General features: G+C 65.1%; 22 protein-coding genes and 2 tRNA genes. 10 read left to right on the forward strand and 14 right to left on the reverse strand.

Going from position 1 to position 23,105, the window contains the following annotated elements; all coding sequences use genetic code 11:
* Positions 1–1,756, forward strand: a 1,756-nt coding sequence (locus VGM20_01435) for a hypothetical protein (protein ID HEY4099521.1), incomplete at its 5' end; no start/stop codon positions are given.
* A 166-nt stretch (positions 1,757–1,922) separates the two neighbouring features.
* Positions 1,923–2,129 (forward strand): hypothetical protein, encoded by a 207-nt coding sequence (locus VGM20_01440; protein ID HEY4099522.1) that lies wholly within the window; start codon positions 1,923–1,925, stop codon positions 2,127–2,129.
* 34 nt (positions 2,130–2,163) lie between these two features.
* On the opposite strand, the gene VGM20_01445 is transcribed toward VGM20_01440, so the two are convergent.
* From VGM20_01445 to surE, 4 genes are all read right to left on the reverse strand, one after another.
* Positions 2,164–2,237: transfer RNA gene (locus VGM20_01445), tRNA-Arg, on the reverse strand.
* 186 nt (positions 2,238–2,423) lie between these two features.
* Positions 2,424–3,086: a DedA family protein gene (locus VGM20_01450; GenBank protein HEY4099523.1), complete on the reverse strand. Its 663-nt coding sequence runs from the start codon at positions 3,084–3,086 to the stop codon at positions 2,424–2,426.
* Positions 3,087–3,743 (reverse strand): protein-L-isoaspartate(D-aspartate) O-methyltransferase, encoded by a 657-nt coding sequence (locus VGM20_01455; protein ID HEY4099524.1) that lies wholly within the window; start codon positions 3,741–3,743, stop codon positions 3,087–3,089.
* Positions 3,740–4,492 (reverse strand): 5'/3'-nucleotidase SurE, encoded by a 753-nt coding sequence (gene surE, locus VGM20_01460; protein ID HEY4099525.1) that lies wholly within the window; start codon positions 4,490–4,492, stop codon positions 3,740–3,742. Before surE ends, VGM20_01455 begins: the two co-directional genes overlap by 4 nt.
* Before the next feature lie 48 nt (positions 4,493–4,540).
* Between surE and VGM20_01465 the strand changes: the two genes are divergently transcribed.
* From VGM20_01465 to VGM20_01495, 7 genes are read left to right on the forward strand one after another with little or no spacing between them, the layout of a single operon-like run.
* Entirely contained in the window at positions 4,541–5,218 is a 678-nt protein-coding gene (locus VGM20_01465) for an HAD family hydrolase (GenBank protein HEY4099526.1), read from the forward strand.
* Positions 5,215–5,913: an NTP transferase domain-containing protein gene (locus tag VGM20_01470; GenBank protein ID HEY4099527.1), complete on the forward strand. Its 699-nt coding sequence runs from the start codon at positions 5,215–5,217 to the stop codon at positions 5,911–5,913. The genes VGM20_01465 and VGM20_01470 overlap by 4 nt, the downstream gene beginning before the upstream one ends.
* Positions 5,910–6,734: a hypothetical protein gene (locus tag VGM20_01475; GenBank protein ID HEY4099528.1), complete on the forward strand. Its 825-nt coding sequence runs from the start codon at positions 5,910–5,912 to the stop codon at positions 6,732–6,734. The genes VGM20_01470 and VGM20_01475 overlap by 4 nt, the downstream gene beginning before the upstream one ends.
* Positions 6,731–8,065: an aspartate aminotransferase family protein gene (locus VGM20_01480; GenBank protein ID HEY4099529.1), complete on the forward strand. Its 1,335-nt coding sequence runs from the start codon at positions 6,731–6,733 to the stop codon at positions 8,063–8,065. Before VGM20_01475 ends, VGM20_01480 begins: the two co-directional genes overlap by 4 nt.
* Positions 8,043–8,933 (forward strand): CDP-alcohol phosphatidyltransferase family protein, encoded by an 891-nt coding sequence (locus VGM20_01485; protein ID HEY4099530.1) that lies wholly within the window; start codon positions 8,043–8,045, stop codon positions 8,931–8,933. Before VGM20_01480 ends, VGM20_01485 begins: the two co-directional genes overlap by 23 nt.
* 5 nt (positions 8,934–8,938) lie before the next feature.
* Positions 8,939–9,940, forward strand: a complete 1,002-nt coding sequence (locus VGM20_01490) for a Gfo/Idh/MocA family oxidoreductase (protein HEY4099531.1) — start codon at positions 8,939–8,941, stop codon at positions 9,938–9,940.
* Positions 9,937–10,935 carry a lysylphosphatidylglycerol synthase transmembrane domain-containing protein gene (locus VGM20_01495; protein ID HEY4099532.1) on the forward strand — a complete coding sequence of 333 codons (999 nt, stop codon included), beginning with the start codon at positions 9,937–9,939 and terminating at the stop codon, positions 10,933–10,935. The genes VGM20_01490 and VGM20_01495 overlap by 4 nt, the downstream gene beginning before the upstream one ends.
* 5 nt (positions 10,936–10,940) lie before the next feature.
* Here the strand turns inward: VGM20_01495 and VGM20_01500 are convergent, their stop codons facing one another.
* From VGM20_01500 to VGM20_01520, 5 genes are read right to left on the reverse strand one after another with little or no spacing between them, the layout of a single operon-like run.
* The gene (locus VGM20_01500; GenBank protein ID HEY4099533.1) at positions 10,941–11,450 is read right to left on the reverse strand and encodes a MerR family transcriptional regulator; all 510 of its coding nucleotides are present in this window, start codon (positions 11,448–11,450) and stop codon (positions 10,941–10,943) included.
* Positions 11,447–12,445, reverse strand: coding sequence for an NAD(P)H-dependent glycerol-3-phosphate dehydrogenase (locus tag VGM20_01505; GenBank protein ID HEY4099534.1), 999 nt, complete (start codon positions 12,443–12,445; stop codon positions 11,447–11,449). The genes VGM20_01500 and VGM20_01505 overlap by 4 nt, the downstream gene beginning before the upstream one ends.
* Entirely contained in the window at positions 12,442–13,065 is a 624-nt protein-coding gene (gene plsY / locus VGM20_01510; protein HEY4099535.1) for a glycerol-3-phosphate 1-O-acyltransferase PlsY, read from the reverse strand. The genes VGM20_01505 and plsY overlap by 4 nt, the downstream gene beginning before the upstream one ends.
* The gene (der, locus tag VGM20_01515) at positions 13,062–14,387 is read right to left on the reverse strand and encodes a ribosome biogenesis GTPase Der (protein HEY4099536.1); all 1,326 of its coding nucleotides are present in this window, start codon (positions 14,385–14,387) and stop codon (positions 13,062–13,064) included. The genes plsY and der overlap by 4 nt, the downstream gene beginning before the upstream one ends.
* Positions 14,384–15,703 (reverse strand): DUF512 domain-containing protein, encoded by a 1,320-nt coding sequence (locus VGM20_01520; GenBank protein ID HEY4099537.1) that lies wholly within the window; start codon positions 15,701–15,703, stop codon positions 14,384–14,386. Before VGM20_01520 ends, der begins: the two co-directional genes overlap by 4 nt.
* Positions 15,704–15,823: 120 nt before the next feature.
* Here VGM20_01520 and VGM20_01525 point away from each other — a divergent pair, with 120 nt between their 5' ends.
* A complete protein-coding gene (locus tag VGM20_01525) occupies positions 15,824–17,722 on the forward strand; it encodes a mechanosensitive ion channel domain-containing protein (protein ID HEY4099538.1) in 1,899 nt (632 codons plus the stop codon).
* Here VGM20_01525 and VGM20_01530 read toward each other — a convergent pair.
* From VGM20_01530 to uvrC, 5 genes are all read right to left on the reverse strand, one after another.
* Positions 17,711–18,220, reverse strand: coding sequence for a hypothetical protein (locus VGM20_01530; GenBank protein ID HEY4099539.1), 510 nt, complete (start codon positions 18,218–18,220; stop codon positions 17,711–17,713). The two genes, VGM20_01525 and VGM20_01530, sit on opposite strands and share 12 nt — an antisense overlap.
* A gap of 210 nt (positions 18,221–18,430) precedes the next feature.
* Positions 18,431–18,503: transfer RNA gene (locus VGM20_01535), tRNA-Gly, on the reverse strand.
* Between the two features lie 66 nt (positions 18,504–18,569).
* On the reverse strand, positions 18,570–20,012 hold the full coding sequence (locus VGM20_01540; protein HEY4099540.1) for a tetratricopeptide repeat protein: 1,443 nt from the start codon (positions 20,010–20,012) through the stop codon (positions 18,570–18,572).
* Positions 20,013–20,153: 141 nt separating this feature from the next.
* Positions 20,154–21,302 carry a threonine synthase gene (locus VGM20_01545; protein HEY4099541.1) on the reverse strand — a complete coding sequence of 383 codons (1,149 nt, stop codon included), beginning with the start codon at positions 21,300–21,302 and terminating at the stop codon, positions 20,154–20,156.
* Positions 21,303–23,105: an excinuclease ABC subunit UvrC gene (gene uvrC, locus VGM20_01550; GenBank protein ID HEY4099542.1), complete on the reverse strand. Its 1,803-nt coding sequence runs from the start codon at positions 23,103–23,105 to the stop codon at positions 21,303–21,305.

The following is a 23,105-nucleotide window of genomic DNA, read 5'->3' on the forward strand; positions in this document are numbered from 1 at the left end:
TGCGTGGGTGTCACCGGACGATTCCAACACCGTCATCGTCGCGAGCGATCAGGGAACGATCATCTCGCGCAACGCCAAGGAAGATGACCCGTCGAATGTGACGTGGAGTTCGTGGCTCAATCAGCCGACGGCGCAGATGTACCACATCTCCGTCGACTACCGCTTCCCGTACTGGGTCACCGGCGCGCAGCAGGACAGCGGATCGGTGGCGGTCTGCTCGCGCGGGTTCTTCGCCGAGATCTCGATGCGAGACTGGGCACCGATCGGCGCGGGTGGCGAAAGCGGCTACACCGCTGGAGATCCGTTGCATCCGGGGATCATTTACGGTGGCTCGGGTTCGCGGTTCGACCTGATGCTGAATACCGCGGCTCCCGGGAGCAGCGCGCCGCGCGGGCGCCAGGACTGGACGCAGCCGCTGGTCCTCTCGCGTGCCGATCCGCGCGCGCTCTATTACGGCAGCGAAATCCTCTACAAGAGCAGCGATACCGCCGAGACGTGGAACCCGATTTCTGGCGACCTCACCCGCGCCGATCCGGGAGTTCCTCCCAATCTCGACGCGGCCGCAGCGGCGCAAGTTGATCGCAACGGCAAGCGCGGCGTCATCTACACCATTGCGCCGTCACCGCTGGTGATTCCGATGGTCTGGATCGGAACCGACGACGGCTATATCCAGGTCACCACCAACGACGGGAAGACCTGGCAGAACGTCACTCCCCCGGCGGTCACGGCATGGAGTCGTGTGACGATGATCGAGGCATCGCACTTCGACTTCAACACGGCCTACGCGTCGGTCGACCGGCACCAGCTGCAGGACTTCGATCCGTACATCTATCGCACCCGCGACATGGGTCGTACCTGGCAGCGGATCAGCAACGGACTTCCGGCCGGCGTGTATGTGCATACCGTCAAGGAAGACCCGATGCGCGAAGGGCTCCTCTTTGCCGGCACCGAGCGGGGGGCGTACATCTCGTTCGATGCGGGTGACAACTGGCAGCCACTGCAGTTGAACCTTCCGGCGACGTCGGTCCGGGACTTCGAGGTGTACCAGAGCGACCTGATCGTCGGCACGCACGGACGCGGGATCTGGATCATCGATGACATCTCGCCGCTGCGGCAGATCACCGACGCAGTCCTTCGCGCCGACGCCTATCTCTTCAAGCCGGCGGACGCGATCAACTACATCCGCGGCGGCGACAATGGCACACCGCTGCAGAAGGACGAGCCGCAGGCGCAGAATCCGCCGGACGGCGCCGCGATCGACTACTACCTCAAGGCTGCGGGGAGCGTGACGCTTGAGATTCTCAACTCGAGCGGCGACGTGGTGCAGACCTACACCAGCGGCGAAGCGCCGGCAGCTGGCGGCGGTCGCGGTGGTCGGGGGGGCGGAATTCCAAACACCTCGCCGCTGTGGCGGACCACACCCGAAGCGTTCTCGGGAAGCGCCGGGATGCATCGCGTTGTCTGGGCGCCGGGTAGCGGTGGCGGCCGCGGGTTCGGTGGTGGAGGGGGCGGCCGAGGCGCTGCGACTCCTGTTGGTGGCGTCGCCGGAGCGATTGCGGGTGGCGTCGTCGGCTCTGCTACAGGAGCTGCCGCTGGCCGTGGCGGTCGGGGCGGCGGCGGTGGTGGTGGTGGGCGCGGCGGCCGCGGCGCAGCTGTCGAGTCGACCGGGACGTTCACTGCAAGGCTGACTGTGAACGGGAAGGCCTACAATCAGTCATTCACGATCCGGCCCGACCCGCGAAGCGCGGAACGATGAATCGCTGATGCAAGCAGTCCAACGCGTCCGATCGGCAGCCGCGATGACCGCCGTCTGGCTTGCGGCGTCTAGCGGCGCGTTGGCTGCGCAGGATCCCTTGAATGCGGGAACGAGTTCAAGGCCGATCGAGCCCGACATATCCTCTCCGGTCTTCGGAGGGATCGGGATGGGACTGGCCGGGTTTGCGCTCGGCGCGTACATCTGCGGCCACGAGGGCCAGAACTGTTCGTGCGACGGCGAGGGCGGCCTTGAACACGCGTTTTACGGAGCGGCAATCGGCGGGACCGCCGGGATGGCGCTCGGAATTCACCTGGGCAACCGGCGGCGGAACGCTGGCAGTTTCGCTTCCGTTCCCAGCGATTCACTGATCTGACCCGACAACGGCGCGGATCTCCTCGGCGTCGTGATGCCCCCGGCAGGATTTGAACCTGCAACCTCTGGCTTAGGATGCCCTTGCTCTATCCAGTTGAGCTACGGGGGCGAACTTGCGCGGAATTATAGTGATCGACGGCACCAATCCCGGAATTGTTTTGCCAGCCGGGCCGCGTTCACAGTGCTGGCCGGTTGAGAATCAACCCGTCAGTCGCCGCGATCCATATCACGGATGACTTGAAGCTCGTCGTCCAAGATATTGTATCTTTGATAGTTACATCGATCGATAACGACCTCAACCATTTTCTTCTGATCCGCCAGTCGAACGCGCGGATCGATACGATCTGGCCAATTCGATCACAATCGGCAGGACCGAAACCACAATGATCCCGAGGATCACAAGGGAGAAATTCTCGCGAACCTTGGGGAGGTTTCCGAACCAGTAACCGGCGCACGAGAAGAGACCAACCCACGCCAGCCCGCCGGCCAGATCGTACCCCAGAAACCGTGAATATTTCATCTTCCCTACCCCGGTAACGAACGGCGTGAAGGTCCGGACGATCGGGACGAATCGAGCCAGGATCACCGCCCGTGGCCCATACCGTTCGAAAAACTGGTGGGTTCGCTCGAGGTGCCGGCGACTCAGCCAGCGGTAGTCATGGGTGAACGCCCGCGACCCGATCTGCCGGCCAATGAAGTAATTGGTGTTGTCCCCGATCACAGCGGCGGCAAAAAGGACGGCCACGAGGACCGGCAATGAGAGGGAGCCGATCGCGGCAAGCGAGCCAGCGGCAAAGAGGAGCGAGTCGCCCGGAAGAAACGGTGTAATGACGAGCCCGGTCTCGCAGAAGATGATCAGGAAGAGGATGCCGTACGCCCACGGCCCGTAGTCGTGGACCATGGCGCCGAGGTGGCGGTCGAGATGGAGAACGAAGTCGACGAGGGTGTGCAGCGTCATTCAGCCCTGGCCCGCGAAGCCGTACTGTCCCAGCAGCGGGACAAATCGCACGTCATGGATCGAGATCTGGTCATGCCCGCTCCCATCCTTGTGCCGGGTCACCAGCGTCAACTCCTGCGACTCCTTGGTACCGACCGGAATCACCAGCCGGCCGCCGGGGGTCAGCTGATCGACCAGCGGCTGAGGGACCATCGGTGCTGCGGCGGCGACGATCTCTCCCTGATAGGGAGCATTGGAACTCCACCCCAATGATCCGTCGCCGTGAATCACCGTCACATTGTTGAGGGCGAGCGAACGGATCACCTCGTGCGCCTGATGCGCGAGCGACGCAATCCGCTCGATGGAAAAGACCGACTCCGCGAGCATCGACAGGAGCGCGGTTTGATACCCCGATCCGGTACCGATCTCGAGGACCCGCTCGCGTCCCGTGAGCGCGAGAAGTTCGCACGACCGGGCCTGCACGAACGGCTGCGAAATCGTCTGACCATTGCCGATCGGAAGCGCTTCGTCCTCGTACGCGCGGTGCCGCAGTGATTCGGGGACGAAGAGGTGCCGTGGGATCGTACCGATTGCGCGCAGGACCGCCATATCCCGGATCCCCTGCCGCTGCAGCGTTTCGACCAGCTGCGACCGGTACCCTGCAAACCCGTCGGTCACGGCGCGTCGAGCTTCCAATCGCGCACGGTCTCGAGCAATTGATGGTTGGTGAGATCGAGCTGGAGCGGAGTCACGCTGACGTAGCCAGCCGCGATCGCCGCCTGATCGGTGTCGGTATCTTCGGTCCAGATGATCTTGCCGCCGCCGACCCAGAGGACTTCCCGACCCCACGGATCCTTCTGCCGGGCAACCGAATCGGCAAAGATTCGTGAGCCAAGCCGGACGACGTTGATCCCCCGGACCTGATCGGCGGGGATCGGTGGCAGGTTGATGTTGATCAGTGTGTTGCGCGGGTAGGACGCGAGGGCGCAGATCTTCGCAACCAGTCGACCGACCAGGTCGCGGTACCCGTTCATCAGATCGGCCTGCCGCCCGGCGAACGAGAGCGCGATCCCCGGGATGCCAAGGGCCACAGCCTCCATGGCAGCCGACACCGTACCCGAATAGAGCACGTCTTCGCCGAGATTCGGCCCGTGGTTGATCCCGCTGAAGACGAAGTCTGGGTGGCGGGGCATCAGCGCCTCGAGCGCCAGCAGGACGCAATCGGTCGGCGTTCCATCGACCTGCCAGGTGCGTTCCCCGACCGATACCGGCCGGAGGGGCCGGCTCAGGGTCAGCGCATGGGACTGCCCACTCTGCTCACGGTCTGGTGCGACGACGGTGACGTTCCCGACCTGCCGGCAGGCGTCAGCCAGCACCTGGATGCCTAGTGACAGGATTCCGTCATCATTTGCAACTAGGATCTCCATGGCCGGGAAGATAGTCCTGACCGATCCCCGTACCCCATGGTGAGACGAGTGCGTCGCTGCGCGCTGCTGATCGACTTTGGCGGGACCCTTGATGCCGACGGCGAGCCGTGGGTTGAGCGCTTTTTCCGGCTCTATCAGGCGGCCGGAGGGATCGGCGATCGGAACCGTTTCCGGACGGCGTTTGCCCGCTCCGATTCGCTGCTGGCGCGCCTTCCAGGGATCGCCGCTCTCGGATACGCGGCCACCGTCGCCACCCAGGCGAGCCTCCTGGCGGAACTCCTCGCCGATGGTGCCTGCCTCGCCGGCACCGACCTCTCGGATCGCTTCGTGGAGGACGCGGTCGGGGTGGCGCGGCGGAATCGTGACGTGCTTCTCGAACTCTCGGAGACCCATCAGCTCGCCGTCGTGTCAAACTATCAGGGGAACCTGCAGCCGTGCCTCGATGAACTCGAACTCGGCGACCTCTTCGACGTGGTCTCCGATTCCGAAGTGGTTGGCGCGCGCAAGCCCGATCGCCGGATCTTCGACGCGACCCTTGCCGCGCTCGACTGCGAGCCGGCGCGCTGCTGGATGATCGGTGACTCGCCGCCCAACGATATCGCCGCCGCTGCGTCGCTCGGCATGGCAACCTGCTGGCTGGCGGACGCGGCGCGACCAGCGGTCGGCATCGCACCCGATGTGCGCGTGAGCCGGTTCGATCAGGTCCCTCGGGCACTCGCCGCATGATGCACGGCCTGGTGCTCGCCGGCGGTGAGGGGTCCAGGTTGCGCGCCAGCGGCGTCACGGTGCCGAAGGCGCTCCTCGCGATCACCGGTGAGCCGCAGATCGTGCGGATGGCCGCGGCGTGCCGTCGCGCGGGATGCGCCACGGTAACCTGCGCCGTGCGCAGCGCTCTGGTAACGGCAGTCGAATCGGCGCTGGCCGGGCGCGACGTCACGGTCGTCAGCGTCTCGACACCGACGTCCCTGCAGACCCTCGATCTCGGCCTCCGTGCGGTCGGCGCCGGCAACGTGCTGTGTACCCTGGTCGACACGATCATGCCGGACGACGCCTGGGATCGCGCCAACGAGCGCGCGGTCGGTGCATTGGCCGGCGTCGACGCGGTGGTGGCGGTCACCCCGTTCGTCGAAGATGAGTCGCCGCTCTGGGTCGATGTCGAGGACGACATGACCGTGCGTTCGTTTGGTCATGCTGGAGCGCGGCGTCTCGCGACCGGGGGCGTCTACTGGTTCTCACCGCGGGCGCGGGAAATCGCTGCGGCGTCAGTCGCCGCCGGTGTCGAGCGGATCCGCGGATTCCTTGGTGCGCTCATCACCGATGGTGCGCGGGTCCAGGCGGTCGAGGTGCCGCGCATCGTCGACGTGGATACCGATGCGGACATTCGCAGTGCTCTCCAACTGGTTGGAGGATATACCCAATGACCATGCGCCTGGTCGCCATCTATCGGAGCGCGACCTTCTCTCCCGGACGCCATCGCAGCAACGACGCCGCGATCATGGATGCCACCACGGAGCAGATGGCACTGCGTGGCTGGTCGGTGGAGCGGCTCGGCGAGGGTGACGTCGAGGCCGGCATCATTCCCGATGCCGATCTCTACCTCAACATGTGCCAGGGAAGCGCTGCCTCCGGCGAACTGCTCGATCTCGAAGCGAGCGGTGCGCGGATTCTCAACCGGCCGTCGAGCGTGCTCGGATGTCATCGGCATCATCTCGTCCGCACCATCGAAGATTCCGGTCTCCCCTTCCCGGCGACAGCGATGCTGTCAACCGCCGAGTGGAATCTCGACGACGTTCCCGACGGTGAACTCTGGGTGAAGCGCGGCGACGTCCATGCCCAGCAGGCGACCGATGTCGTGAAGGTCGCGCGCCACGACCTGCCGCGTGCGCTGCAGGTCTTCGCTGACCGCGGCGTGGTCGACGTCGCCGTGCAGGCGCACGTGCCGGGTCCGGTGGTCAAGTTCTACGGTGTCGGCGACGGCTCGCTCTTCCACGCCTTTCGCGAGGACGGACGCCCGGTCGACGCAGACACTGTCGATATCAGGGCGCTGCGGTCGACGGCCTTTGCCGCGGCGCGCGCGGTCGGCCTCGGCATCTTCGGCGGCGATGCGGTGATCGCGGCGCGCACCCGTCCGGTCCTGATTGATCTCAATGACTGGCCGAGTTTCGCGCCGGTCCGTGACGAAGCGGCAACGGCGATCGCCGACTACGCCGACGCGTCGATCCCCACTCGGAGTATTCGATGACCGCTACCGCACCAATGACAACCGTTCCCGGCCCACTATCCGTCGAGACCTGCGCGGCGGAGTCGCAGTTCGCAGCACCTGGGACGCAGGGGGTCGCGCTCTTCTCACAACTGGCACTTGATCGCGGCGAAGGAGCAATCCTCTGGGACCGCGACGGGAATCGCTACATCGACCTGATGGCGGGGATCTGTGTTGCGTCGCTTGGCTATGGGCATCCACGCTACGTCGAGGCGCTTCAGCGCCAGGTCGCGAGATTGCACGTCGGCTCGTTCGCGACAGCGCATCGGGCGGAACTGGTGAAGCTGATCGCCAGCATCACCCCGGGCGACTGCAACCGGACCCAGTTCTATTCGAGCGGCGCGGAGGCGGTGGAAGCTGCGCTGCGGCTGGCCAAGTCATACACCAAGAAGACGGAGGTCGTTGCCTTCTGGGGCGGGTATCACGGCAAGACTGGCGGCGTCCTCCCGCTGCTCGGTGGCACCTTCAAGCACGAGCTCGGCCCGCTCATGCCCGGCTGCTATCTCTCGCCTTACGCGAGTATGTCGCGAGACGAGTTCGCGTCGGAATCTGCGGAAGAATGCCTCGCTCGAGCGATGAAGTTCCTGCGCCGAAAGATCTCGCTCGAGACGACCAACAACGTGGCGGCGATCATTGTGGAGCCGATCCAGGGGACCGCTGGGAACATCGTTCCCGTGCCCGGTTTCCTCCGCGAGTTGCGCAAGCTCGCCGACGAAATTGGCGCGGTCCTGATCGCCGACGAGATGATCACCGGCTTCGGCCGAACCGGCAAGATGTTCGGCGTGGGACACGACGGCATCGTGCCCGATATCATGACGGTCGGCAAGGCGTTCGGCGGCGGCTTTCCGATGAGCGGGGTGATCGCCTCCGACAAGGTCGCGTTCTCGACGCCGTGGGCCAATCCGAGCGGCAGCTCATCGAGCTACGGCGGCAACCCCCTCGCTGCGGCGGCAGCGCTCGCGGCGATCAGCATCACCATCGATGAGGATCTCCCGGCGCGGGCGCAACGGATCGGCGACAAGATGCTCGCCGTGATGCGCAGTTGGGAAGCGACGATTCCGATCGTCCGCGACGTGCGCGGGCGGGGACTGATGATCGGGATGGACCTGGTGCATCCGCGAACCGGCAAGTTGCTCGATCGCAGCGTGACCCGGGAGATCTTCGATGCCCTGCTGGCTCGCGGCGTCCTGTCGATGTTGTACAGCGCCGAAGTCCGGATCAACCCGCCGCTCGTCATCGAGGAGTCCGATGCCCTCGAGGCGCTGGCCATCATGGAGAATGTCCTTGTCGATGCCTGCGACCGGATCGTTTGACAAGGGGGCGGCGATCGAGGAGTGGACCGACCTCCACTTCTTTCGCCCGATCGGACTTCGTGTCGCGCGCCTCTGCGCTCCGACGTCGATCACCCCCGACCAGGTCACCCTCGTTGCGCTGATCACCGGCCTGGTTGCCGGGCGCCTGCTCTTCTATCACAGCGTGGCGCTCAACGCCGCTGGCGTGGCGATGTTCATTGTGTCCGACATCTTCGACAGCGCCGACGGTCAACTGGCGCGAATGCGCGGAACGTCGACCAAGCTGGGGAAGATCCTCGACGGACTCTCAGACGGGTTGCGATTCATCAACCTGTACATCCAGCTGATCGCACGGATGATCATTGCCGGCGCCGCGTGGTGGTGGGTGGTCCCCCTCGGCGTCGCGGCCGGGCTGGCTCACGCACGCCAGAGCGCCGCGGCGGATTACATGCGCCAGCTCTATCTCCATCTTGGCGAGCGAGGTGCCGGAGAATTCGCGCTGCCGGAGGATATGGACCTGATGACGCCAAGGACGCGCTTTCAGGCATTTCAGGTCGGTGTCTATCGCGACTATCTCGAGAGCAACGGCCGCATGGTTCCGCGTTCGCTCGAACTCGTGCGCGCCATCCGTTCCGGTACCACGACGGCGGAGATCAGTGACGGGTGGGCCGCGATGCAGCGTCGGGTCGTGGCGCAGTGTGCCTGGATTGGCCAGAACATCCGGTTCCTGCTCCTGGCGCTGACAGTGGTCCCCGGGTCGCCGGTTGCCTTTCTCGTCGTCACACTCGTGCCGATGACGCTCGTCATGGTGGCGATTCTCGCGACCCATGAGGGAAACGTGTCGATCCTGCTCCGCCAGGGATCATCGCAGCTCGCCGAGGCGGCGTAGTGCCGGTGAAGCAGGGCGTTGTGATCGGCGCGGGGGGCGTTGCGCGCCTCGCCCACCTGCCGGGCTATACCCGCGATCCGGGATTGGCCGAGCGACTGCACATCGTCGGCGCAGTCGATCCGGTGGTCACGACGGCGGACCTCCAGGGGCTCCCCGTCTTCCCCAGCCTCGATGCCGCGCAGAGCATGCTGTCGCTCGATTTCGTCGATATCTGCACGCCGACCTCGACCCACGAGCCGTTGATCCTTGACGCCCTCGGTCGCGGTCTTCACGTGCTCTGCGAGAAGCCTGTCGCGATTGCTCCCGCCTCGGCGCACACGCTGACCGCAGCCGCCCGCGCGGCGAATCGGGTCCTCTTCCCGTGTCACCAGTATCGACAGAACCCGGCATGGCGCGCGCTGCGCCGGTGGATCGAGAGCGGAGAGATCGGCCGCTGGCATCTCGCCGAATTTCACGTCTATCGCGGTGAGGCCGATCGGGGTACCGCGGCGGCGGGCGTGCCCTGGCGTGCCCGAAGCAGCGTCTCGCTCGGCGGCGTCCTCCTCGACCACGGGACGCATCTCCTCTACCTCCTCCGTGACGTCGCCGGGATGCCGCGCACGGTGCAGGCGCATCTCTCCCGGCTGGCGCATCCCGAATACGAAGTGGAAGACACCGCGCATCTCCTGCTCGACTACGGCGACCGTGCCGGAACGCTCACGCTGACATGGGCCGGCCAGGGGCGGGAGAACCGGATCCGTTTCATCGGTGAGACGGGAATGGTCGAGTGGGTGGGCGGGATCCTTCGCCTGGTGCGCAGTGACGGCTCGGTCGAGACCGCCGACTTTGCTGCGCAACTCGACAAACGCGAGTATGCTGTATGGATGAGTCGCCTGCTGAACGACTTCGCCGACGCAATCGATCACGGATGCAATGATCGCGGGCTGCACGAGATCGAGGAGGTCGCCATCCTGCTCGATGCGGCGTACCGGTCATCTGCCGAAGGCCGCCGGATCACCACCGGATGAGCCGGTCGGTTCGCATCGGCGCATTCCTGCTCGGTGCGACCTTGCTGACCGTCCTGATCCTCCACAGCGGGCCGGCGATGCTCTGGCGCACGCTGCGTGATTCGATCTGGGTCGTTGGTCCGCTGGTCGTGCTCTGGGCGGTGGTGTATGCCTGCAATACTCGCGCGTGGCAGTTGCTCATCCCGCATCGGCCGCCACAGTTCACCTTCTGGCGGGCGTACCTGCTCTCGATCAGCTCGTTCGCAATGAACTACGCGACGCCGATCTTCTCGCTCGGTGGCGAACCACTCAAGGTGACCGGGGCCACGCCGCTGCTCGGTCGCCACCGTGCCATGGGCTCGGTGGTCGGATTCCGGTTCCTCCACGCGATCTCGCACATCATTGTCTTCCTGCTCGCGGTCATCCCTGCCGCGGTCCTGCTGCCGCACACCTTCCCCGTCATGGCCATTCTGCTGGTGTCGGCGCTGGCGCTGTCCCTGGTCGCCACATACCTCCTTTCGCAGCATCGGGGCGGCATATTCGAGCGAGGGGTGGCGGTCCTGAGCCGCCTCGGTCCGTTGCGCAGGGTCGCGCGGCGCCTTGAAGAGAACCGTCCGCGCCTGCAGGAACTCGACCGCGAACTGACCGCGATTCACGCGGCCCCGGGGCAATTCAAATGGGCGGTCGCGACGGAGGTTGCCGGGCGGATCCTTTCCACCCTCGAGTTCACCATCATCCTGTACGGGCTCGGGCTTGGGCTCGACTTCGCGCGCGGGTTCGTGATCGCGAATATCTCGTCGCTCTTCACCAACCTGTTGTTCTTCCTGCCGTTCGAGATGGGATCAAAGGAGGGTGGTGCGTTCGTCGTGTTTGCGTGGCTCGGGTTCGATCCGAAGCTCGGGACCACGGCCGCGCTCCTCTCGCGCGTTCGCGAATTGGCGTGGACCGGGATCGGCCTCACGGCGCTGCTGCTCAGTGGTGGTGGGGCGCGCGAGGCTCCGCACGTCGGGAAGTAGGCCGGTCAGGCCAGGGTCAGTTGTTCTCCGTGCGAAGTGGTCCCGCGCGCGGCGTGCGAATCCTCGAGTGCTGGCCGCACGGATGCGGCAGTGTCCACGGACCTTACGCTGACAGATTCCGCCGGTTCAGATACTGTTGGCGCCGGCACCGTCTCCACCGGTTGGCCGCCATCGAGAACCCGAAGGACGTCAGCCAAAGCCCGCCGCACATCATTCACCGTTTCGAAGCGCATGGCATCCTTCGCCGCCGCCTTGATCTCGCCCGTCTGCCGGTAGTGGTCGAGGCGCTGGCGCGCTCCGTCAATGGTGAACTTCTCGGTGTAGAGCAGGTGCTTGACCAGCATGATCAGCTCGACCTCGCGCGCCTTGTACACCCGGTTTCCCGATCGGTTCTTCGCCGGGTTGAGAAAGCGGAACTGGCTTTCCCAGTATCGCAGGACATGTGGCTTGAGGTCGGTGAGCGCGCAGACCTCCCCGATCGAAAAGAATTGCTGCACCGGATGCGGCAGTGTCATCCCCATTGTTCCGCCTTGAGAGTTCGTTCCATCAGGAGTTGAATCGAATCGCGCGGCGACACCCCGTCGAACAGCACCGCTGAGACCTGGCCGATGATGGGCAGGTCGACGCAATGCCGCTGCGCCAATCGGGTCGCCGCGAGCGCCGTGTTGACCCCTTCGACCACCGTGCGATGCGTGCCGCGATAGGTATCGAGCGACGTGCCGCCGGCAAGCGCGATCCCGAGCTGACGGTTCCGGGAGAGTGCCCCGGTACACGTCAGGAGAAGATCCCCCATCCCGGCGAGCCCGGCGAACGTCGCCGGTCGCGCGCCGAGCGCTTCGCCAAGCCGCGCGATCTCGGCCAACGCGCGGGTGAGGAGCGCGGCACGCGGATTGTTTCCCATCCCGAGGCCGTCGAGAATGCCGGCGGCGATTGCGATGGCATTCTTGAGCGACCCGCCAAGCGTCACGCCGGTGACATCGTCACTGGAATACACCCGGAACGTTCGCGTCGCGAACAGCTGCTGGATCTCGGCTGCGACGCGAGCGTCCTGCGATGCAGCGACCACGGCGGTCGGTTGCCCCGCCTGTACCTCTTCGGCAAAGCTCGGTCCTGACAGCGCCACGAACGTCGCGTGCGGGATCGTCGTCGCGGACACGTCGCCCATCAGCATCAACGTGTCGGTCTCGATCCCCTTCGTGGCGGAGACCAGCGGCGTGCCGTCGGCAACGTGCGGAGCGATCTCCGCGAGGACGGTCCGGGCAACATGGCTTGGCGTGGCGCAGCAGATGACGTCAGCACCTCGCACAGCCGCGCGGAGGTCATTGGTTGCCGTGAGCGACGGATGCAACGCGATCCCCGGAAGGAACGTCTCGTTCTCATGGCGCGTGCTGATACCGCGGGCGACGTCGGGTTCAAATGCCCAGAGCTGGACGGTGCACCCCTTCCGCGCCAGCAGATCAGCGAGGACCGTCCCCCAGCCTCCGGCGCCGAGGACAGCAACGGTCGTCACTGGGTTCCCCGCGCGAGCGGCTCAGCACGCCCAAAGCGATTCTCCGTCCCGTTGAGCAGGCGACGGATGTTGCCGCGATGCATCCAGATCACCAGCACCGCAAGCGCGGCGAACCACCCAGCCAACCCGCGGCGCATCGGATCGAGAAACCAGATGGCAGCGGGGAGGATCGCGGCGGCGATGATGCTTGCTAGGGAGACATACCCCGAGAGTGCCAGTGTCGCGCCCCAGATGGCGAGCGCGGCGGCGAAAGCGGCGGGCGCAAGGCCGAAGACAACGCCGGCGCTGGTGGCCACGCCTTTTCCGCCGCGAAATCGAACGAAGACCGAGAAGACGTGACCGATCACCGCGATGAAGCCGAGGACGAGTGATCCGACCATTCCCGCATGGATCCACGGGCCGAAGACGGCCACCGGAATGGCGCCTTTGCACGCATCGAAGAGCGCCACCGGAAAGGCGTATTTCCAGCCGAGCATCCGATAGAGATTGGTCGCGCCGAGATTGCCGCTGCCGACCATCCGGAGATCGAGGCCGCGCGCGGCACGCGCTACCAGATATGACGTGGGAATCGCGCCGAGAAAGTACGACGCCGCGGCGGCGATTCCCCACGTCATCGTCATTTTGGCTTGCTGCCCCGCCGTGAAAGCGTCAGTCGCAGCGGCGCGCCAGTGAATCCCCATGCTTCACGGAATCCGCGGACGAGATATCGCTGGTACGATTCGGGAATCGCCTCCGGCCGATTACTGACGATCGCGATCGCCGGCGGCGCCGTGCCGATCTGCGCGGCGTACAGCAGCTTGACCTCCTCACCTTCCTTCTGTGGTGGTGCGGCACGCGCCAGCAATTCCTGCAGCACGCGATTCACCTCGGCGGTCGGCACGCGATGGGTGCGCCCCTCCTCCACGGTGATGATCAGATCGAGCAGCTTGCGGACCCGCTGCCCGGTCACTGCCGAGACGTAGACGAACGGGACATTCTCGAGAAACGGCGCCTTCTCCACCAGCAGTGCCTTGCCGCGTTCGGCGGTGTTGGCGTCCTTCTCCTCGACGAGATCCCACTTGTTGACGACGATGATCAGCCCGCATCCGCGTTCCCACGCTTCGGTGGCAATGCGCAAATCCTGGTTGTGGAGACCGATCGCGGCGTCAACCACCAGCAGGCAGACCTCTGCCCGTCCCAGCGCGCGTTCGGTGCGCATGCCGGAATAGAACTCGAGATTGTCCTCCACCTTTGCCTTGCGACGCAATCCCGCAGTATCGATGAAGGTGAGCGTCTTGCCGTGGTACTGGAGATTCGAGTCGATGGCGTCGCGCGTCGTTCCGGCGATCGGCGTGACGACATGCCGCTCCTCGCCGAGGAGCCGGTTGGCGAGCGACGACTTCCCCACATTCGGTCGTCCGACGATCGCGACACGGATGGTATCCGGCGCGTCCTCGTTTTTCGCTTCGGGAAGCGCCTCGACGATGGCATCGAGCAGGTCGCCGCTCCCCTGCCCGGTCGCCGCGGAAACCGGCCACGGCTCACCCAGCCCGAGTGCGTAGAACGGGAAGCGGGCGTCGTGCAGGCGCAACTCATCGAGCTTGTTGACCGCGAGCATCACCGCTCGCCCCGAGCGGCGGAGGCGCAGGGCGATATCCTCGTCGATCGGATTGATGCCGTCACTGCCATCGACCAGCAGGAGCACGAGATCCGCCTCCGCGACGGCGCGCTCGACCTGCTCGCGGATCGCCCGGTCCATCGTCTCGTCGGAATCGGGAACGAGGCCACCGGTGTCGACGACCCAGAAATCACGGCCATTCCATGTGGCGTCGCCGAAGTGGCGATCCCGCGTGGTGCCGGCGCGATCCGAGACGATCGCCTCGCGCCCGCCGACCAAGCGGTTGAACAAGGTCGACTTGCCGACATTCGGACGGCCGACGATTGCCATCGTTGGTTTGTTCATGCGGCGAGCGGCTCGGTGAGCGCATCGACGAAAGTGCGCGAGAGCCGTACCGGCATCGGGAGGCCGGCGGCAACGGCATCGACAGAGAGCGAGTCGATGAAAAGGCCGTTGTCGTTCACCGATTCTCCGGGCAGGAGCGCGAGGTCATATCCGCTCAATCCGCGCAGCGCTTCGGCCATTGCTGACCCGGGCAGGAGTCCGGCCGTAGTCACGCTCGCGCCAAAGAGGTCGTTCGTCACCGGGATCAGGGTGAAATCAGCACCGGTCGCTTCAGCGAGCGGCGCGATGACCATCGGCATCAACGGCCCCATCGATCTGCCGGTCACAACGGCGATCCGGCGATTGTTCCACCCGCTCAGCGCGCCGTTTCTCGTGCCCTCTGCCACACGCTGCTGCAGCCAGCGCACCGACCCGACGCCGTTCTCAACCTGGTCGAATGACCCGTAGGCGGACGCGGGTGGAAGGGTCAATCCAGCGCGGAGGTAGAGTTCATCGGCCCCGTGAGCCCACGATTCGCCGCGGCTCGCACGGGCACGGTCGGCAGCGGCTTCGACGAGTACCACCGCGGCGCGACACTCAGCTTCCGTCGGCTCGCGCACCAGATGGTGCTTGCTGAACTCGGTCAGGCCGACCGGGACGACCGACACTGACAGGACCGCCGGGCCAAACTGCCACAGCTCATCGAGCGTCTGCTGCAGTGCCACTCCGTCGTTGACGCCCGGCGACATCACGATCTGGGTGTGGAATTCGATGCCGTGGTCGGCGAAATGGCGCAGCTGCGGAATGATCTCCGGCGCCTGCGGGTTGCGGAGCACCCAGCGACGGACCTGCGGATCGGTGGCATGGACCGACACATACAGCGGCGACAGCCGATACCGGATGATCCGGTCGGTGTCGTGGTCCTTCAAGTTGGTAAGCGTCGCGAAGTTTCCGTAACGGAACGACAGTCGGTAGTCGTCGTCGCGGATGTACAGCACGTCGCGCACACCGTCGGGATTCCCTTCCACGAAGCAGAAATCGCACCGGTTGGCGCATCGCCGGATTCGCGCCGCCTCGACGTCGACGCCGAGACGCTCCTCGATCGGGCGTGACACCTCGACCTCGAATTCGTCGGCCGCGCCGGGATTGCGGTAGACGAGCGAGAACTCCTCCTCTGACGTCAGGAATTCCCAGTCGAGAAAGTCCTCGAGCTCCTGGCCGTCGACGGTGAGCAGTTCGGAGTCGGGAAGGAGCCCGATCGCTTCACCGATCGAGCCGTGTTCGATGGATGTGACCTTGATCAACGGGAGGGAACCGGGGTCGTCTGCATGCGCCAATATGGTGCTATCTCCATTGATTGACAAGAGCTTAGATGGCCAGACCTCAAGCGACTTCGCAGCGCATTGGATGCGTGCCGCCTGCGGGCCCGTGCGCTGATTCCCATTACTTTTTCGCAAGTGACTCACCGCAAACCTGCTGCGCTCGTTCTTGGCGCCCTGGCCCTGATTGCCCTGATCGCCATGCTGGCGACCTGGAGCTGGGGCGATGTCCGTCAACGGGTTCGTTCCCTCGGCTCGGCTGCCCGTCGAAACGGCACCGCGGTCGACACCCGCCCGCTCGAGGCTGCCCAGCAGCTGGAGCAGCTGGCCCAGACCAGGACCGAGCGCAGCTATGCGGCCGAAGCGCTCCGGTTGGGCGATTACTCGGTCGACTTTGCCTTTGCCGCCGCGATCAGGCAGGCCGCCAACGCGCCGACGCCCTCCACACCGGAGACTCGCGCGGTGATGGCCCGTCTGACCGGCGCGTCGGCCGCGCTCGATTCGACGCGCGGCCTGATCAAGGTGCTGACGGCTCGGTTGGCTTCCGGCCCTGCCGGCGCCTGCGACGCCACGCAGCAGCAACTGGACGAAGCGCAGGCGCAGCTCGAACTCCAGCAGGATGAGATCGACGACGCGCGCCAGGACCTGATCCGAGCTGGAGGCGATCGCCTCGCGGCGATCCAGCGGGTCCGCGATCAGCATGACTCGGCGCAGCATCATCCCGCTACGGCAACGGAGGCTGCCTCCGCAACGCCGCAAGCGACGTCAGTCGAACTGACCCGTTCGTCGAATCTCCTCGATCAGGCAGCGGCGTGGCTCTCGCTCGAATCGAAGCTCAAGCTCCTGCGGCAGGCGCGGCAATCGGCGCTCGATCGCGTGACCGCGTTCTCCCTGGCCCACGACACGCTGGAAAAGCAGGTTGCCGCGGAGCGAGGCGCGCAGCGAATTCTCCATCCACAGGGTCGCAATGCCGGCACTGTAGCGCTCACCGGCGGAGCGAAGCCAGCCGATAGCGGCGCCCGCCGTGCGTCCCCGTCCGCGGCATCACCGTCCATCGCAACGGATTCTGCCGTCGGCGACACGCGGCTCGTCTTTCTCAAGGACCTCGCCACCGACCAGAAGGATCTCTCCGATCTCGATCGTCGCGTCGAAAACGAGCAGGACCTCGCAGCCGTGTATGCCAGCTGGATCGACTATGTGACGATCCGGCAGCAGAGCTTTGTCCACGGCGGATTCGTCGCCGCGTTCTGGGCGCTGCTGATCGCGCTGATCATCGTCGTCGCCAATCGCGGCGTGCGTCGGGCCGTCGCCGGAATGGCCCAGACCAATCGGACACTGCACACCCTCGGCACGGTGGCGCTTTTCACGGCGCAGGCGATCGGCATTCTGGTGATTGCGCTCGTCATCTTCGGGATTCCGAGCAACTTCGCGACGGTGATCGCATTGACAGGCGCGGGACTGGCGCTCGCGCTCCAGGATTTCATCGTCGGATTCTTCGGCTGGTTCGTCCTGATGGGAAAGGACGGGATGCGTGTCGGCGACTGGGTGGAAATCAACGGAGTGAGCGGCGAAGTGCTCGACGTCGGCGTCTTCCAGACCGTCCTGCTCGAGACCAGCGATGGTTCGGGCGCCGCCGATCCGACCGGCCGAAAGGTCTCGTTCGTCAACAGCTTTGCCATCGAGGGCCACTACTTCAATTTCTCGACGTCTGGCCAATGGCTCTGGGATGAGCTCGAAGTCGACGTGCCGACGGGGATGGATCCGTACACGATTGCCGAGGAGATTCAACGCGTCGCCGCGGAGGAGACCGCCGCCAATGCGGCCGAGGCAGAAACCGACTGGCAGAGCGCGATTCACGCCCCGGGGAAGCGGCCGTTCTCTGCGGCGCCGGCGGTCAGCGTGCGCCCCGCAGGGGGCGGCGTCACGGTCCAGGTGCGCTATCTCACCAAGATCACCGAACGCCAGGCCACACGCGCCACGATGTATCGCGCAATGATCGAACTACTGCGCGGCAAACCGATCGAGTCACGACCGTAGCTCCTGTCGCAGTTCACGCGCGGCCGCGTTCAGGTCCAAGGTGCGATCCGCCTGACTCTCCACCAACGGTGTTCGCACGACACCCAGAAAGAATCGCATCAGCACGACGCCGCACACGATCAGGGATGCGTGAAAGCCGTACTCGATGTAGAGGAGGCCGGTGAGGTTCATGCCGACGTGCTGGTGGAGGCTATCGTGAGCCCACCAGTTCATCAACAGCCACGAGATTGCCAGATGAGCGGATCGCGTGAGCGGGAACGGTCGACCCGCCGACGCTGCGACCATCGGCTTTCCCAAGAGAAGAAAGGCGAGCCCCAGCCCAAGTGCGACCGCCTCCAGGAGGCCGAGCAATGCGAAGAGCGCCATCTGTACGCCCGCGGGGATTGGCATTTCGGCTGCCGGCGGCCAGAAACCGCCGAGTGGCGAGTGCGATTCGGTGAGGAAGCCAAGAATCGCGGTGATGATGACAAGCGCGACGACCTTCGCTCTGGATTGCATGGTGTGCTCCTGACTGGTCCCGCAACATCGCAGGGGTATGGCGGCGGAGTACAGTCCGGGATTCTGCGAGGGGACTTCGGGGATTAAGCGGGCGACGGGGTGGAGCTGAACACGCTCACCCCGTCAATTGGCCGGAAATATCTCTTGAAGCGGGCGACGGGGTGGAGCTGAACACGCTCACCCCGTCAATTGGCCGGAAATATCTCTTGAAGCGGGCGACGGGGTTCGAACCCGCGACCCTCAGCTTGGGAAGCTGATGCTCTACCAACTGAGCTACACCCGCGTCACAGCAAGCTAGCGCGCGGCGACAGGACGATCAACGCCCCCATCGCCGCGCCATCGATCACCGCTACTTCTTGTGGTACCGCCAGGCGACGATCCCCGCCCCGGTGGCGGTGACATTGATATCCTGCTTGGCGTTGGGCTGCAGCGCCGGCAATGCGACCTCTTGCGACGTCACCACCGCACCCTTGTTGTCGAGGAATTCGAAGACCAGCGTCATCGCCGCCGGCGGAATGGTCTTGTCGCTCGAATTGACCGCGGCATTGCCGGTGGCAGAACCAGTCAACGTGGCGCCGTCCTTGTTCGGGATGAATTTCTCGATCGACACGCCGACCGTCATCCCCTGCAACTGCGTCGCGGCGGCGACCCACTTGTTCGTGTCCGCCGTCAACCGATATCCGTTGGCGAGCAGCTTGACGTTGGAAATTCCCATCGGATCGATCGCGATCAACTTCTCCGATACACCGATGAGATTCTTTCCATCGTTCATCGCAAGGTACGAATTCGCCAGGTTGTACAGGGCATCATGATTGAATGGCTCGATTACCAGGATCTTCTGGAATGCATCGGCGGCCCCGGCGTAATCCTTCCCCTGGAACGCTCGGACTCCCATCCCTGCCAGCTCGGGGACGGTCAGCGACCCCGACGACATCAGCTGCGATTCGTACTGGGCTGCCTCGGCAGTATTCCCGCTCGCACGCAATGTCGCCGCGAGCGAACGCTTGGCGTCGGCGTTGTTGGGATCGAGAGCGAGGTACTTCTTCAGCCACTCGATGGCATGCGGGTAGTCGTTTGTCTGCTGATACAACGTGGCGATGTTGTACGTCGCATCCTGGCCGGTCTTCGCGAACTGCGAATCGGCCTTCGATTTCTCCACCGCGATCTGGAAGTAGTAGAGCGCGCTGTCGTACTGCTTGGTGCGGACAAATGTCGCGCCGAGGTTGTAATACCCCTGCGGGTAGTAGCGTGCAATGGTCAACGCGTCACGCAGGACGGCGAGCGAGGAATCGGTCTGACCGGTCCGGATGAACTCCGAACTCGGATTGACCAGTGGGACCCATGCCTGCTGGCGCATTGCCTTGATCGCGGCGGAGCAATCGGGCGAGAGCGCCTCGAGTTTGGTCAACGCCGAATCGGCGCCGCGTACATCACCGAGCTGCAGGTCTGCGCGGCCGAGATAGTACCAGCCGGCGGCGTTGTTCTGATTGGCCTGCACGGCATCAGAGGCGGACTTCACCGCCCTGCCGACGATATCGACGTACTTCTTGGAATCGACCTCGCTGCGGGCACCGCCGGAGTTGTCGTCCTGCATCCCCTCGGCCGAGGTCTTGAGATAGAGTCCCGCGCTGCTGCTGCGGAAATCTCCGCCCTTGAGCGGACAGATCGGCGGCTCGTACCGCCCATGCGGATGCATCGCCTGACGGACCCGAAGGTTGTATACCGTTTGCGCGCTGAGCGGCGCTGCTGCCACTACCAGGCTCGCCAGGGTGGCGACCGTCATCTTCTGCATGCTGGCTACTCCTCAAAGTCAGGTAGGGCCGGAGGTTCCGGCGCCCGTTGCAGTTACGTCCGGGGCTGGGTCGGGGTTGCACCCGGCCGCCGGGGTGTCGCGCGGGTCAAAATATCCCCGGTCAAGCGGTCTCCGGCAATCTTACGGGTTGCGGTACAACCAGCCGGCTCCGGTGTTGAACACGATGAGCCGGTCTTCCGGGGCGATCGCCCCGGTGCGCTGGAGCTCCACCGCAGCGGCGATCGCGGCGCCGCCTTCGGGCGAGAAGTCGACCCCCTCCTGCTCAGTTCCGAGCCGGGCAAGGCGGGTCATCTCCTCATCGGGAACGGCGACTGCCCCGCCGCCGGTTTCCCGGAGGATCCGGAGCATCAGCTTGTCTCCCAGGGGCCCGGGGACGCGGAGACCGCTCGCGACGGTCCATGGGTCGGGCCACGGGTCGGCTTTTTCCGCCCCGTCGGCGAACGCCTTGACCACGGGGGCACAGCCAGTGCTCTGGACGGTGTACATCCTCGGCAGCGCGCCGTTGATCCAGCCGGCGGCTTCCAGTTCCACGAACGCCTTCCACATCCCGATCAACCCGGTCCCGCCCCCGGTTGGATAGACGATCGCATCCGGCAGCGTCCAGTTGAACTGCATGGCGATTTCGAGGCCGAGAGTCTTCTTCCCTTCGATCCGATACGGTTCCCGCAACGTGCTCAAGTCGAGCGCGCCGGTCTCGGCGGCAAAGGCGCGAGACGCCTTCCCGCAGTCTCCGATGTGACCGTCGAGGAGCACCAGATCGGCGCCGTACTCCTGGATCTGCGCCAGAATGGTCCGCGGGGTGGTCTTCGGTGCAAAGACCCGCACCGCAACCCCGGCGCGAGCGGCATAGGCGGCGCTCGCCACACCGGCGTTACCCGCCGTCGGGATCACGAAGCGCGTGGCACCGGAGTGGACGGCGCGGGTGATGGCGGCGCTCAGTCCTCGGGACTTGAAGGATCCTGTCGGGTTGCACCCTTCGTCCTTGACCCAGATGTCACCGAGTCCGAGGGCCGATGCCAGGCGTGGCGCCGCGATCAGCGGTGTATCGCCTTCCCCGAGGGAGATCGGCTCCTCATCGGGCTCGAGTGGGAGAAAGGAGCGATATCGCCACATCCCGCGGCGGCGGCGCGCTTCGGCGCGTTCGCCGACCGACTGATCGCGGGCGGGATAGCGAACCAGCCAGGGCCGGCCGCACGCCGGACAGACGGTGGGCAATCCCTCCGGAGAACCGGTGGTGCCGCAATCAGAACACTCGAGATGCCAATCCATTCAATGTGCCTTGAGATAGTCCAGAATCTTGTGAGCAAGACCTTCCGAAAAACCCGCAACTCCCGCGATGTCGGCTGCGGTCGCCGCGCGCACGCCGGCGAGCGAGCCGAACGCCTGCAACAGCTGCTGACGCCGGCGCGGACCGATCCCCGGAATGTCCAGCAGCGCCGACGTGATGGTCCGCTCGGATCGCCGCTTCCGGTTGTACGCCACTCCGAACCGGTGCGCTTCGTCGCGGGCGCGCTGCATCAGCCGCAGCGCATGCGAACGTCGTGGCAAGCGCAACGGCTCCGCGCGGTCAGGAAAGTAGATCTCCTCTTCCCGCTTCGCGAGCGACACGACGGGGACGCCTTCGACGCCCAGCGACCTGAGTGCCTCGAGGGCAGCGCCCAGCTGACCCTTGCCGCCGTCAATCACGACGAGATCGGGAAATGGCTTCGCTTCGTCGAGCCGACGCCTGAAATATCTTGTGATCACCTCGTGGATCGCCGCAAAGTCGTCCTGCTGCGCGATTCCCTTGATGCGAAACTTGCGATACTCCGCTTTACGAGGTCTCCCGCCTTCGAACGTGACCAGCGATCCCACCGTGTCGCGGCCCTGATTGGTCGAGATGTCGACGCAGATGAAGGTTCGCGGCACGTGCGTGAGTCCGAGTTCCCGACCCAGCGCGTACACCGGATCCTCGGCGCGCTCTTCGGTTTCGAATGCCTCGAGGCGGAGGCTTTCAAGCAGATGCCGCGCATTCTGCTCGGCGAGATCGAGCCACCGCGCCGCCATCCCGCGTTGCGGAATCAATACCTGCCGCTGCTCGAGCAGCTCGGCGATTGACTCGAAGCCGGTCGGCGCAAATGGAAGGACCAAGCGTTGCGCCTTGTCGTCGCTCGGCAGATACCACCGGACCAGGAACGCGCTCAGCACTTCGGGATCGGCTTCATCGAGGACATTCTCGAGAAACCGGTGCTCGCGGCCGACGACCCGCCCCTCACGGATCCTGAACACCACGGCAACCGCGTCCTCGCCGTCGCGCGCATAGCCGATCGCATCGGCGTCGCCACTTCCCACGGTCTCCACGACGGTTGGCTGCTCCGCCTGGTCGAGCCACTTGACCGCATCGCGGAAATCCTTGGCGCGCTCGAAGTCCTGGCGCTCGCTCGCCGCGAGCATCAGCGCCCGGATCCGCGCCTTGAGGTCGACGGTCCGCCCCTCGAGAAAATCGACGACCTCCCGGATCATCGCGCGATAGGAAGCGACATCCTGCCATCCAACGCACGGCGCCCGGCAGCGGCCGATGTGAAAATCGAGACAGGGGCGGTCGCGCTGCGTCGCCGGAAGGTCGTCGCTGCACGAGCGGACCGTGAACATCCGCCGGATGAGGTTGAGTGTGCGGCGCATCTCGCCGACATCGGTGTAAGGTCCGAAGTAGCGGGCGCCCGGAATGTCGCGACGGCGCGTGACAAGGATCCGGGGAAATGGTTCGCCGAGTGTGACGGCGATCGAGGGATAACTCTTGTCGTCCTTGAGCCGCACGTTGAAGCGCGGCTGGTATTCCTTGATGAGGTTGTTTTCGAGGAGCAGCGACTGCGTCTCGTTCGCGACGACGATCGTCTCGACGTCGGCAATCCGGGAGACGAGCAAATTCTGGGTCGGAGTCTGCAGCCGGTCGGCAGCAAAGTAGGAGCGAACCCTGGTCCGCAGGTTGGCCGCCTTGCCGACGTACAGAATCTCGCCCGCTGCATCCTTCCAGAGATAGACACCGGGACCATCGGGAAGCGTGTCGAGCTTGCGTTGCAGGACCTCGTTCAC

This window comes from Gemmatimonadales bacterium (genome assembly GCA_036500345.1).
GTDB lineage: Bacteria > Gemmatimonadota > Gemmatimonadetes > Gemmatimonadales > GWC2-71-9 > Palsa-1233.

Bases quoted from the DNA above. Each gene is read 5' to 3' on its own strand.
- VGM20_01450 (HEY4099523.1), bottom strand. From the start codon at position 3,086: ATGACGCTGCACACCCTCGTCGACTTCGTTCTCCATCTCGACCGCCAC.
- VGM20_01540 (HEY4099540.1), bottom strand. From the start codon at position 20,012: ATGCAGAAGATGACGGTCGCCACCCTGGCGAGCCTGGTAGTGGCAGCA.
- VGM20_01475 (HEY4099528.1), top strand. From the start codon at position 5,910: ATGACCATGCGCCTGGTCGCCATCTATCGGAGCGCGACCTTCTCTCCC.
- VGM20_01470 (HEY4099527.1), top strand. From the start codon at position 5,215: ATGATGCACGGCCTGGTGCTCGCCGGCGGTGAGGGGTCCAGGTTGCGC.
- VGM20_01480 (HEY4099529.1), top strand. From the start codon at position 6,731: ATGACCGCTACCGCACCAATGACAACCGTTCCCGGCCCACTATCCGTC.
- VGM20_01545 (HEY4099541.1), bottom strand. From the start codon at position 21,302: ATGGATTGGCATCTCGAGTGTTCTGATTGCGGCACCACCGGTTCTCCG.
- der (HEY4099536.1), bottom strand. From the start codon at position 14,387: ATGAACAAACCAACGATGGCAATCGTCGGCCGTCCGAATGTCGGCAAG.
- VGM20_01440 (HEY4099522.1), top strand. From the start codon at position 1,923: ATGGGACTGGCCGGGTTTGCGCTCGGCGCGTACATCTGCGGCCACGAG.
- surE (HEY4099525.1), bottom strand. From the start codon at position 4,492: ATGGAGATCCTAGTTGCAAATGATGACGGAATCCTGTCACTAGGCATC.
- plsY (HEY4099535.1), bottom strand. From the start codon at position 13,065: ATGACGATGACGTGGGGAATCGCCGCCGCGGCGTCGTACTTTCTCGGC.
- VGM20_01530 (HEY4099539.1), bottom strand. From the start codon at position 18,220: ATGCAATCCAGAGCGAAGGTCGTCGCGCTTGTCATCATCACCGCGATT.
- VGM20_01485 (HEY4099530.1), top strand. From the start codon at position 8,043: ATGCCTGCGACCGGATCGTTTGACAAGGGGGCGGCGATCGAGGAGTGG.
- VGM20_01500 (HEY4099533.1), bottom strand. From the start codon at position 11,450: ATGACACTGCCGCATCCGGTGCAGCAATTCTTTTCGATCGGGGAGGTC.
- VGM20_01495 (HEY4099532.1), top strand. From the start codon at position 9,937: ATGAGCCGGTCGGTTCGCATCGGCGCATTCCTGCTCGGTGCGACCTTG.